Source organism: Bradyrhizobium yuanmingense, from assembly GCF_029167105.1.
GTDB lineage: Bacteria > Pseudomonadota > Alphaproteobacteria > Rhizobiales > Xanthobacteraceae > Bradyrhizobium > Bradyrhizobium yuanmingense_A.
Genome location: NZ_JARFML010000019.1, coordinates 108978 through 120269, shown reverse-complemented (window position 1 = coordinate 120269; position 11292 = coordinate 108978). Strand labels below are relative to the sequence as shown.

15 protein-coding genes are annotated in these 11292 nt (G+C 63.9%); 10 read left to right on the top strand and 5 right to left on the bottom strand.

Features of this window, described 5'->3' with window-relative positions:
• Nucleotides 1-62: 62 nt before the first annotated feature.
• From P0R31_RS24300 to P0R31_RS24270, 7 genes are all read left to right on the top strand, one after another.
• Nucleotides 63-788, top strand: coding sequence for a pyridoxamine 5'-phosphate oxidase family protein (locus P0R31_RS24300; protein ID WP_275516746.1), 726 nt, complete (start codon nucleotides 63-65; stop codon nucleotides 786-788).
• 54 nt (nucleotides 789-842) lie between these two features.
• The gene (locus P0R31_RS24295) at nucleotides 843-2120 is read left to right on the top strand and encodes an ArgE/DapE family deacylase (RefSeq protein ID WP_275516745.1); all 1278 of its coding nucleotides are present in this window, start codon (nucleotides 843-845) and stop codon (nucleotides 2118-2120) included.
• Nucleotides 2121-2441: 321 nt separating this feature from the next.
• The gene (locus P0R31_RS24290) at nucleotides 2442-3254 is read left to right on the top strand and encodes an alpha/beta hydrolase (RefSeq protein ID WP_275516743.1); all 813 of its coding nucleotides are present in this window, start codon (nucleotides 2442-2444) and stop codon (nucleotides 3252-3254) included.
• 31 nt (nucleotides 3255-3285) lie between these two features.
• Nucleotides 3286-4125 carry a tryptophan 2,3-dioxygenase gene (gene kynA, locus P0R31_RS24285; protein WP_036033884.1) on the top strand — a complete coding sequence of 280 codons (840 nt, stop codon included), beginning with the start codon at nucleotides 3286-3288 and terminating at the stop codon, nucleotides 4123-4125.
• A gap of 8 nt (nucleotides 4126-4133) precedes the next feature.
• Nucleotides 4134-5336: a kynureninase gene (kynU, locus tag P0R31_RS24280; protein WP_275516741.1), complete on the top strand. Its 1203-nt coding sequence runs from the start codon at nucleotides 4134-4136 to the stop codon at nucleotides 5334-5336.
• A 139-nt stretch (nucleotides 5337-5475) separates the two neighbouring features.
• A complete protein-coding gene (locus P0R31_RS24275; protein ID WP_275516739.1) occupies nucleotides 5476-5874 on the top strand; it encodes a PaaI family thioesterase in 399 nt (132 codons plus the stop codon).
• Nucleotides 5875-6024: 150 nt separating this feature from the next.
• On the top strand, nucleotides 6025-6630 hold the full coding sequence (locus P0R31_RS24270; protein WP_275516738.1) for a GNAT family N-acetyltransferase: 606 nt from the start codon (nucleotides 6025-6027) through the stop codon (nucleotides 6628-6630).
• 80 nt (nucleotides 6631-6710) lie between these two features.
• On the opposite strand, the gene P0R31_RS24265 is transcribed toward P0R31_RS24270, so the two are convergent.
• The 3 genes from P0R31_RS24265 to P0R31_RS24255 form a co-directional block, all read right to left on the bottom strand.
• Nucleotides 6711-7010, bottom strand: coding sequence for a hypothetical protein (locus tag P0R31_RS24265; protein WP_275516736.1), 300 nt, complete (start codon nucleotides 7008-7010; stop codon nucleotides 6711-6713).
• Nucleotides 7011-7105: 95 nt separating this feature from the next.
• Nucleotides 7106-7792: a DUF2161 domain-containing phosphodiesterase gene (locus tag P0R31_RS24260; protein WP_275516735.1), complete on the bottom strand. Its 687-nt coding sequence runs from the start codon at nucleotides 7790-7792 to the stop codon at nucleotides 7106-7108.
• A 98-nt stretch (nucleotides 7793-7890) separates the two neighbouring features.
• The gene (locus P0R31_RS24255) at nucleotides 7891-8571 is read right to left on the bottom strand and encodes an SDR family oxidoreductase (protein ID WP_275516733.1); all 681 of its coding nucleotides are present in this window, start codon (nucleotides 8569-8571) and stop codon (nucleotides 7891-7893) included.
• Nucleotides 8572-8690: 119 nt separating this feature from the next.
• Here P0R31_RS24255 and P0R31_RS24250 point away from each other — a divergent pair, with 119 nt between their 5' ends.
• Complete coding sequence (locus P0R31_RS24250) at nucleotides 8691-9428, top strand: SGNH/GDSL hydrolase family protein (RefSeq protein WP_275516732.1); 738 nt, start codon at nucleotides 8691-8693, stop codon at nucleotides 9426-9428.
• On the opposite strand, the gene P0R31_RS24245 is transcribed toward P0R31_RS24250, so the two are convergent.
• Nucleotides 9429-10187, bottom strand: a complete 759-nt coding sequence (locus tag P0R31_RS24245; protein WP_275516731.1) for a tyrosine-protein phosphatase — start codon at nucleotides 10185-10187, stop codon at nucleotides 9429-9431. It abuts the gene before it with no gap.
• Between the two features lie 70 nt (nucleotides 10188-10257).
• Between P0R31_RS24245 and P0R31_RS24240 the strand changes: the two genes are divergently transcribed.
• The gene (locus P0R31_RS24240; RefSeq protein WP_275516730.1) at nucleotides 10258-10584 is read left to right on the top strand and encodes an MliC family protein; all 327 of its coding nucleotides are present in this window, start codon (nucleotides 10258-10260) and stop codon (nucleotides 10582-10584) included.
• A gap of 110 nt (nucleotides 10585-10694) precedes the next feature.
• Here P0R31_RS24240 and P0R31_RS24235 read toward each other — a convergent pair whose 3' ends face one another.
• Entirely contained in the window at nucleotides 10695-10898 is a 204-nt protein-coding gene (locus P0R31_RS24235; protein WP_036022780.1) for a DUF2735 domain-containing protein, read from the bottom strand.
• On the opposite strand from P0R31_RS24235, the gene P0R31_RS24230 reads away from it, so the two are divergent.
• Nucleotides 10888-11196, top strand: coding sequence for a hypothetical protein (locus P0R31_RS24230; protein WP_275516728.1), 309 nt, complete (start codon nucleotides 10888-10890; stop codon nucleotides 11194-11196). The two genes, P0R31_RS24235 and P0R31_RS24230, sit on opposite strands and share 11 nt — an antisense overlap.
• Nucleotides 11197-11292: the final 96 nt, after the last annotated feature.

Sequence of the window (11292 nt, the reverse complement as noted above, 5' to 3'; positions counted from 1 at the left end):
ATCGCAGACCAAATGCGCCGCTACAACTGCTCCGAATTTCTTCCATCCGAACAGGAGCGGCCGTGAGCCAGACCGAGACCTCGAATTCCTATCCGACATCGGCACGCAACCAGGTGAAGCGCCGGCACGACCGCGGCTTCTATGATCACGACACGGTTCATCGCATCTTGGATTCCTCGATGCTGTGCCACGTCTCCTACGCAATCGACGGCCAGCCCTATTGCACGCCGACCTTCTTCTGGCGCGAGGGCACCAGGCTGTACTGGCACGGATCGAGCGCCAGCCGCATGCTACGCAACCAGAGCAAGGGCGAGCGCGTCTGCCTGACGGTCGCCCATCTCGACAGCCTCGTGCTGGCACGCTGCGGCTTCAACCATTCCGCCGACTACCGCGCCGTGATGGCGTTCGGCACAGCCTATCTCGTCACCGATCCCGATGAGAAGGAGCGGGCGGTGATCGCGATGGTCGATCGCTTCTTCCCGGATCGCACCGCCGGCCTGCGACAGAGCACCACGCAGGAAATCAAGGCGACGTCCTTCATCGCAATGGAAATCGAGGAAGCCTCGGCCAAGATCCGCGCCAAGGGCGTCGCCGACGACGACGAGGACTATGCGCTGCCGATCTATGCGGAGCGCATTCCGGTCCGCACCGTGCTCGGCGCCCCCGAACCGTGCCCGCGCCTGCTCGATGGTGTGAGTCGGCCTGCGACTCTGAACGTCTATTCCGAAGGCCGGCTGCTCGAAGATGCATTGCGGGATGCATATTTTCTGGAGTACCCGAACGGCTGAAATCGGCTAGTTTGCGCGCTCCCTGGGACCATTGGAATGTCTGGAGTCGCCCGAATGAATGCCGAAACGCAGCAGAGGATTCTTGACGCCGTCGACAGCGGCTTCGAGGCTCAGCTTGCAACCACCCGCGATTTCGTCGCGATCCCTTCGACCCGCGGGGCGGAGGGACCATGCCAGGACATGATCGGCGATCTCCTGCGCGAACGCGGCTACGAGGTCGACGACTGGCATATCGACGTCGAGGATTTGAAGGATCTGCGCGGCTTCGGTCCGATCGAGCACGACTTCTCGAAGGCGCGATCCGTGGTGGGAACTTATCGTCCGCGAACCAATGGCGGCAAGTCGCTGATCCTGCAGGGGCACTGCGATGTGGTGCCGGCCGGTCCGCTGGAATTGTGGGAAACGCCGCCATTCGCGCCCGTCATCAAGGACGGCAAGATGTTCGGCCGCGGTGCCTGCGACATGAAGTCCGGGACGATCGGTGCGCTCTATGCGCTGGACGCGATCAAGGCCGCGGGCTTCAGGCCGACGGCGCGGATCCATTTCCAATCGGTGATCGAGGAGGAGAGCACCGGTGTCGGCGCACTCTCGACGCTGCAACGCGGCTATCGCGCGGACGCCTGCTTCATTCCGGAGCCGACCGGCGGCAAGATGGTCCGCTCCCAGGTCGGCGTGATCTGGTTCCGCCTCCGCGTGAAGGGGTATCCGACCCACGTTGCCTTCGCGGGCTCCGGCGCGAACGCGATCATGGCGGCGTATCATCTGATCCAGGCGCTGCAGAAGCTCGAGATCGAATGGAACGAGCGGGCCAAGGCCGACCGTCACTTCAAGACGCTCGACCATCCCGTCAACTTCAACGCCGGCATCATCAAGGGCGGTGACTGGGCCTCGAGCGTGCCGGCCTGGTGCGATGTCGACTGTCGGATTGCGGTGTTGCCGGGCTGGTCGATCTCCGATCACCAGAAGGAGATCATGGCTTGCGTCGCCGCCGCTTCGCGCAACCACCGCTTCCTCGCCAACAATCCGCCCGAGGTCGAATGGTCCGGCTTCCTGTCGGAAGGCTATGAGCTGACCAATGCCGCGGAGCCCGAGGCTGCGTTCGGGAAGGCCTTCAACAGAGTCTATGGCGGCACGCCGGAGGATCTCGTCTTCACGGCACTGACCGATACGCGCTTCTACGGCCTCAACCACGGTATCCCGAGCCTCTGCTTTGGTGCCAGCGGAGGCGAGATGCACGGCTTCAACGAGTTCGTCGATCTGGAGTCATTGAAGAAGACGACAAAGGCGATGGCGCTGTTCATCGCGGAATGGTGCGGGGTGGAGGAGGCGTAGGCCTCTCCGCCGTCATTGCGAGGAGCCCTTGCGACGAAGCAAATCCAGGCTGTTGCCGCGAAGACAGACTGGATTGCTTCGCTGCGCTCGCAATGACGGATGATAGTCCTGTAGATGGGCAGGGACGCCCACTTGTTCCTCGCCCGAATGAACTGGTGGGCATGCCCCGCTTTTGCCCATCCTACGACACTTAACTCACAGCGGTCGCTGCCCAATCCACCGGCTCCCTCAATCCTTTAAGCTTAAAAGAAAGACTAGGATGCCGCCCTGACCGGTGGCAGACTGACGTTCGGTTCGTCGGACGAGTCCTCGGGAGCAACGATGCGCGATTGGGATGACGCTTACGCGAATTCGGCCCACATCCCGGGCTCGGACAAGCTGCCGGCGCTGTGGGCGGAGCGGGCGGCGGCCTACCGCGTCGGGCTGAGGGAATTTCGCCCCGACGTCGCCTACGGCGCCGGCGAGCGCCAGAAGCTCGATCTGATCCTGCCTGACGGCGACAGCAAGGGTCTCGTCGTCTTCGTCCATGGCGGCTACTGGATGCGCTTCGACAAATCGACCTGGACCGATCTCGCCGAAGGTGCGCGGCACCATGGCTGGACGGTGGCGCTGCCGAGCTACACACTGGCACCGGCTGCCCGCATCTCCGATATCACCGCGGAGATCACCGCCGCGATCGCCAAAGCGGCATCGCTCGTCTCGGGGCCGATCCGGCTCGCCGGCCACTCCGCCGGCGGCCATCTCGTCACACGTATGCTGTGCGGCGACAGCCGGCTCGAGTCCGCCGTCTACAACCGCATCGCCGGTACGCTCTCGATCAGCGGCCTGCACGACTTGCGTCCGCTCCTGAAGACGGCGATGAACGAGACGCTGCGCATGACGATGGAGGAGGCGACGCTGGAAAGCGCGGCGCTGCATCTGCCGCGGGGGCATTCGCCCGTAACGGCCTGGGTCGGCGGCAGCGAGCGGCCCGAATTCATCCGCCAGTCCGATCTGATGGCCAATATCTGGACCGGCTTCGACGTGCCGACGCACCTCGTCGTCGAGCCCGGCCTCAACCATTTCACGGTGATCGACGGGCTCAAGGATCCGTCGTCACAGATCACCGCGCGCCTGATCGGCCTCGACGGATGAGGCCAGGGACGATCGATCGAGAGGGCCAGCCATGACGTCCAGCGATTACGATCCCACAAGCGAAGGCGCCGAGACCGATTTCACCCGGCGCATGTCCTACGGTGACTATCTCGCGCTGGACGCGATCCTCGGCGCGCAGCATCCGCTGTCGGAGGCGCATGACGAGATGCTGTTCATCATCCAGCATCAGACCACGGAACTGTGGATGCGGCTCGCCATCCACGAGCTCGCCGCTGCGCGCCGTGCGATCTCACGGGATGAGGTGCAACCCGCGATGAAGATGCTGGCCCGGATGTCGCGTATCTTCGAGCAGCTCAACGGCGCCTGGGACGTGCTGCGCACGATGACCCCCAGCGAGTATACCCGCTTCCGCTCGCAACTCGGACAATCCTCGGGCTTTCAGTCGCGGCAATACCGGCTGATCGAATTTCTGCTCGGCAACCGCAACCACGCCATGCTGAAGCCGCACGCGCACGATGCGGAGACGATCAAGCTGCTCGAAGCCGAGCTCGCAACGCCCAGCCTCTATGACGAGGTGCTGCGGCTTGCCGACCGCAACGGGCTCAAGATGCCTGCTGCGGTGCTGGCGCGCGACGTTCGCGAAACCCACAGCTTCAACGAAGGCGTGCTGCAGGCCTGGCGTATCGTCTACGAGGCGCCGGAAACCCACTGGATGCTCTACGAACTGGCCGAGAAGCTGGTCGATTTCGAGGACTATTTCCGGCGCTGGCGCTTCAACCACGTCACCACGGTCGAGCGCGTCATCGGCTTCAAGCGTGGTACCGGCGGCACTGGCGGCGTCAGTTATCTCAAGCGCATGCTCGAGGTCGAACTGTTTCCCGAACTCTGGCGCGTGCGTACGATTCTGTAGGGATGTCCATGACCCGGCTTCGCGTCTACGACGATACCAGAGCCTTGTTCCATTTGCCTGACGGCGTGATCTATCTCGACGGCAACTCGCTGGGTGCGCTGCCGCTGGGCGTTGCCGAGCGTGTCAACCGCGTGATCACCGAGGAATGGGGCAACGAGCTGATCCGCGCCTGGAATAGTGCAGGCTGGTATGTGCAGCCGCGCCATGTCGGCGACCGCATCGCGCGGTTGATCGGCGCGGATGAAGGCTCCGTGATGGTCGGCGACACGCTGTCGCTCAAGGTCTATCAGGCGCTCGCTGCCGCGCTCGACATGAACGTCTCGCGCAAGGTGATCCTGTCGGATACCGGTAACTTCCCGACTGACCTCTACATGGCCGAGGGCCTGATCGAAACGCTCGGGCGCGGCCATCAATTGCGCCTGGTGGCACCGGAGAAGATCGAGGCCGCATTGTCGGAGGACGTTGCGGTGCTCTACATCACCGAGGTCGACTACCGCACCGGCCGCCGCCACGATCTGGCGAAGTTGACCGCGAAAGCGCATGCGCTCGGTATCGTCACGGTCTGGGATCTCGCCCATTCCGCCGGCGCGCTGCCGGTCGATCTCGCCGGGAGCGGCGCCGATTTCGCGGCGGGATGTACCTACAAATATCTCAACGCCGGCCCCGGCGCGCCGGCCTTCCTCTATGTCGCACCGCGCCATTCCGACGGCGCGCGCGCCGCGCTGTCGGGGTGGATGGGCCACGCAAAACCGTTCGCGTTCGAGCTTGCCTATGCGTCCGCGGGCGGCGTCGAGCGCATGCGCGTCGGCACCCCACCGGTGCTCGCCATGGCGGCGTTGGAGGCCTCGCTCGATATCTGGGACACGGTCGATATCGCAGAGGTTCGTGCGCGTTCGCTGGCGCTGGGCGATCTCCTGATCGGTGAAGTCGAGCGCCGTTGTCCGCAACTCAAGCTCGTGACCCCGCGCGACCATGAGCGGCGCGGCTCGCAAGTCTCCTTCGCATTCGAGGGCGGCTACGCCGCGATGCAGGCCCTGATCGCGCGCGGCGTCATCGGTGATTTCCGCGCGCCCGACATCATGAGGTTCGGGATTACGCCGCTGTACATCGGCGAGAGCGAGATCGTGCGGGCCGCGGAGATCATCGAGGAGGTGATTTCAGGGGAGGTGTGGCGACGGCCGGAATATCAGGTCGTGCATGCAGTGACGTGAGGGCGGTCTCGTGCCCCGGACGCAGCCCAGCGCTCCCGGTTCTGCCCGCCGATGTCAGCATCGCCATTACCTCGGACGTCATTGCTTTGTGGCTTGAAGCAATTCACGTTGAGCCAACAAGAAGTTGGGAGGAGATCCGATGACGCCGCTCGAGAAGCTTAAAGCGATGAAGATGCCGTTCGCCGAGCTCAAGGGCGTCGAGTTTGTCGAGGCGGAGAAGGACCGCGTGGTGGCGCGGATGACAGTCCGGCCCGAACTCTGCACGCTTCACCACACCATCCACGGCGGGGCCGTGATGGCGCTGGCCGATTCCGTCGGCGCGGCGGCGACCGTGATCAATCTGCCCGAGGACGCCAAGGGGACGACCACGCTGGAGAGCAAGACCAATTTCATCGGCGGGGCCAAGGAGGGGGCCACGGTCATCGCCACCGCCACCCCGGTGCACAGGGGTCGGCGGACCCAGGTCTGGACCACAAGATTGGAAACCGAGGACGGCAAATTGGTTGCGGTGGTGATCCAGACCCAGCTGGTCCTGTGAAACTACGGGACTTTGATTTTATTAACGAATTGGTCTTCGGTGCCCGAAACTTGGGCAGGTCTCCGTCTTGAAAATCATGGTGCGATGCACAATATAGGAGGCCTAGGGATTCGAACGCCTCCTCGAGGGAACACCAAGAGGAGTTCTGACGTGGTACTTGAAGACGCCGTCCGTACCGTTCCCGGCTATGTGCGGACCCTGATCCAGCAGGAGGAACTGCCGCTCCTGCGCGATCACCTGCTGAGGCTTGATGCCGGCAGCCGGCATGACCGTTTCAACGGCTTTCTCGACGACAGCTTCATCGAGCGTTACGCCGCCCGCTGCGCCGAGGACGGCACCGTGATCGTTGCCTATATCGTCGATGGCATGGTGCGCGGCGCGGCCGAGCTGCACCCGCCGGAGGGCGGTTGCTTGCCGGAGGTCGCCTTCAGCGTGGAAGCCTCCGCACGCCGCCAGGGCGTCGGCACCGTGCTGTTCCGCCGCCTGATCGCAGAGGCCCGCTGGAAGGGCTACAAGCAGCTGCGCATCACGACAGGCGCGGACAATCATGCGATGCGGGCGCTCGCCAGGAAGTTCGGAGCCCACCTGGCTTTCCGCCACGGTGAATCGACCGGCACGATCGACCTCGCCAAGACGCCCGAGGCCGAGCTTGCTGATCTCGCGGCCTCGCCGTTCACGGCCGGGCGCGCGCTTCTCAGCTTCAACAGCACATGCTGGAAGCTCATCTCCAGCATGTACGGCAATCGCGCCGCATAACCCGGAAATAGCGGACAGGAATCACAAAGCGGACCGGCAAGGCCGGTCCGCTTTCGTGTTCGGTGCGATGAAACGAATGCTCAGCTGCGCGTGCTAGCGCCGAAGCGGCGGACGACGCGGCGTTCGACCACGACGGAGCGCTGCGCGCCCTGTTCGCCGGCGATCACGCGGGTGGCGGTGATGCGGCTGTTGGCGCGGGCCTGCTTCTTCACCTCGGCCTGGACGACGTCGAGCGGCATCCCCATCAAGGCTGCGGCGATCTCGGCCTGCTGCGCCTGGTCGTCGGTGATGCCGACAGCGGCGAAGATCGCCTCGTCCAGAGTCGGGGGATCGTGGCGGACGCGCCGCGTGCCATATTTGGTATTCCAGTCTGCGCTCATAACGGCCTCATCTTGATGCCGGGATACCTAGTGCCGCCAATGTTGCATTGCAATATGAAATCGGTGCGGCATCTCAGCTATGCACCGGTCTGGTGTCACAGCGGTGACGCAGCACCTGCGCCGACCTCCACCCGTTGCTGAGGCCAACGCTTCAGGGCGGCGTGTCCGGCTTCGGTGAGCCGATAGATCCCCCGCTCGGTGCGTTCGAACCAGCCATACACATTGTTAAGCAAGATCTTGCCGGCATCGGGGCAGCGTTCGCGCAGCTCCCGCACCGGCTTCGGTCCGTCGGCAAGGGTCGACGCGCAGGCCAGCGCCTGCTGGCGATAGGCCGTCATGATCGGTGCGCGGGTGCTGCCGCCGAGCACGGGATCGCCCTGCCGGCGCTGATGTTCGGCGACGAGACGCGAGCGCACCTTCGGCTCGCGGCGCGGCGCCGCGGTCGGCGGCTTCACCAGCACTTCGACCTGGCCGCGATCGGTCACGCCGAGCATGCCGAAGCCGAGGCGGCGGCAGAGATTGCGATAGCGTGCGTCGCTCTCGCGTCCCTTGCCGCGCGCGGACATCTTCGCTGCGATCCAGACCTCGTCACCGGCCGGCGCGCGATCGACCGCCTGCAGGATCAGCTCGAGATTAAAGGCGAGCTTGAGCTCGCCGATCACCACGACCGGCGGATCGCCGGCGCTGAGGCCGACGAGATCGCAGCCGCCGATCTCGCCCTTGACCGTGAAGCCGAGCTCTTCGAGGAAGCGTTTGACGGGCAGGTAAAGCGCGGTTTCCAAGGCGGTTCCGATCGGAGAATCAGTTGCGGCACCAGTCTAGTGCCTTCTCGTCTCCGATTGAATCAAGCCGGTGTTCGGACGATCCGATCAAAACGCAATCACACCCGACCACCTACCGGAATCAGCGCACCGGTGACGCCGCTCGCGGCGTCGCTGGCGAGGAACAGGATGACCTCGGCGAGTTCCTGCGGCGTCACCCATTTGGAGAAATCGGCCTTCGGCATGTCGGCGCGATTGGCCGCGGTGTCGATGATCGAGGGCAGCACGGCATTCACGGTGACCTTGCCTTTCCATTCGTTGGCGAGTGCCTCGGTGAGGCGATGCACGCCGGCCTTCGAGGCCGCATAGGGCCCCATGCCGCTGCCCGCCTGGAGCGCGCCCATCGCGCCGATATTGACGATGCGGCCGGCCTTGGACGCGGCGAGGTGCGGCAGCGCGGCGCGCGAGGCGTTGAGCGCGGTGAGCACGTTGAGCGCATGCATGCGCTGCCACGTCTTGATGTCGCCGTCGCCAATGGTCTCGAAGGCGAAGCCGCCGGCAATGTTGATCAGCGCATCGAGCCGGCCGAAATGCTTTGCGGCCGCATCGACGGCGTTGTTCGCTTGCGCTGCGTCGGACAGGTCGACGCCGCCGATCTCGATACGGTCGGCGCTTGCGGGCGCTTGCGAAGGCGCGTGATCGATGCCGGCGATCCGCGCGCCGCGCGACCGCGCGGCCTCGGCAACGACCTTGCCGAGTGCGCCGAGCGCGCCGGTCACGATGATGACTTTTCCCTGCACGGTGCTTCTCCGTTCGTCTAAAACTGCGCCGACTACTGCGCGGTCCGAATTGGACTTGCAATGGCGGCGGCTTCAAGGCTGAATGGTCGCTGCAACCTTGGATGGCGGGAGGGGGCGATATGTCCGAGAGTCTGCCGGCAGTAGACTTCCCCAGAGACATCATCAAATTGAAGCAACCGCTGCGAAACTTCGTCGAGGCATTGCGAAGGGAAGGTCCGGTTCGGATCGTGGCAATGGGGTCATCATCGACCGCCGGTCGCGCGGATGTCGTGCCTTATCCATCTCGCCTCGAGATGTATCTAAGGCAGAGCTACGCCGAGCATTTGCCGAAGGTTCGGATCGACGTCTTGAATCGGGGCAAAGGCGGAGAAGAGGCGCCGCAGGAAGTGGATCGCTTTGACGCCGATATCTTCGATGACAAACCGACTGTCGTGCTTTGGCAGGTGGGAACCAACGCGGTCTTTCGCAAGCAGGAATTCGACTTCAACGAGGTGGTCGACAAAATTGCCGAGGGTGTACGTCTGCTTGCCAAGCACACGATGGATGTCGTGCTGATCGACCCGCAATATGTGACGGCCATGCTTCGCGACGATAAGGCGGAGCTGTCCGAAAAGATGGTCTCGGAGATCCGCAGGATTGCGGACGATGCGAAGATAAGCGTATTTCAGCGCTGGGCTCTGATGCGGCATTGGCACGTGAACAACAACGCGACATTCGAGCAATTCCTTGATCCCACGGATGGCGACAAGCTCCACCAAAGCGACTGGAGCACGCTCCAGGTGTCCAGGGCGCTGTGCAATTCGATCGTTGATGCAACGATCGCCGCCAGTTGGTTGCCTGCCGAATGGAAATCCTGATCACGCCTGCAGATAGCGCGCCTTCAGCGCGTCTCGCTCTGCCGTGCCGAGCTTGAGCCCGTCGCGCAAATAGGTTTCGAGATCGCCATATTCGCTGCCGACCGCTTCGAAAGCGGCCGCAAGGTACGAGGCCTCGACGCTGCCGATCGCGTCGAGGACGTCGGCGGGCAGATCGGAGACGTTCGACGGGTCGCGCTTGTAGTGCCGGTTGGTCAAGAGATAATCCTCGGCGATGACCTCGTCCGCCACGCCGAGCGCATGCAGGATCAGCGCGCTGGCGAAGCCGGTGCGGTCCTTGCCGGCGGTGCAGTGGATCACGAGCGGCGCGCGATCTTCCAGCAAATGACCGAACAGCGCGCGGAAGCTGTGCGTGTTGTGGCGAACATAATTGCGATAGGACTCGCGCATGAGCTCGAGCGCCACGGCCGCCGTCAGCGTGCCCTTCGCGAGCTCGGCGCGCAGCCCGGCCACGACAGTCGGTTCGATCGGCAGCGAATGCACGGCAATCTCGTCCACGACGCAGATGCCGGCCGCGCGCTCCTCGACCCCGCGGAAATCGAAGGCGCTGCGCACGCCAAGCGCGCGGACGACCTCGATGTCGGCAGCGGTGAGCTGGCCGAGATGGTTGGAGCGGAAAATATGCCGCCAGCGCGTGGTGCGGCCATCCATGGTCGGATAGCCGCCGAGGTCGCGGAAATTGCTCGCACCCTGCAGGGCGAGATGACGGGCAGGGGAGTCCTTCGGGGAGGAGTCTTGCATGGGATCAGCTTGGGTTATGGTTCCACCGGATGCACGTTTGGCGTCCTTCGGTCTATTACAGGGGGCGATCATGGGCCGGCACAAGGCCATTGTTTTGACGGTCAGTATGCTGGCGGGCGCAATGCTCGGCGCGCGGCACGCCGATGCGCAGACCTTCCAAACCTACCGCTGCGCCGATGGTACGCAGTTCATCCTGGGCTTTTATGACTACGACAAGCGGGCCTTCGTCCAGATCGATGGCCAGCCGGTCACGCTCGCGAAGCGGCTGGCGGTTTCGGGGACGCGCTATTCGGGGGCGGGAATCACACTGAGGATTCCCAAGACCGGCCCCGCTACGGTCAAGCACCTGAAGCGGCCGGTTACGGCCTGCGCGGTGGTCGAAAAGCCCGGGATCTAGGCCGGGCACGCCCGGAATCAAAAAGGGCCGAAACGCCGTTGTTTCGACCCTTTTTCAAACTGCCGCCGGCCGCTTGCGAAAGCCCGGCACTGTCAGACCAGCAGCTGGCATCAGCGTTCCCATTTGGGCTTGGCTTCGTCGACCGCATCCTGGTGATACCAGCTGTCGCTGCAGATCGAGACGTTCGCGGGCAGCGAAGCCTGATCGGCGGGAAGGCGGGTCTCGCCATAGCGGCGTCCGGCGAGGGCCGCACGGCCGCCGACGGGGAATTGGTAGATCTTTGCAGATCCGTGACTCAGACCATTGTTCATCATTGCGATTCTCCTTGGTCGAAGCGCCTTGGCCTCCATGGTGCGCCCGACTCGTTCGATTGTGGTTACTGGAATCCCCATATCGGCCGCTCATCCCCGATTGGGAAGTGCTGAAAAGGAAATCAGTTTCCGCTTAATTTATAGGCAGGCAGCCTTCTGCATCCTCCAAGGCACGCTGCCGCTGACCAACGTGTGGGCCATTCCGAAGGTTGCTGGGAAGGGGTGGGGGAGTTTGCGAAAGTTACCGGACGTTGATGCGCGTTTCATCGGCAACGCGCAGGGCGGTGTCCGCTGCTTCTGAATCGGGCGTTTTCTGCGGGATTTTTGCAACGCAGCTTCGCGTCAAGGTGCGCGGCTATGACGCACGGTGCCGTGGAGGGCGCGTCCGCGGTGAGGA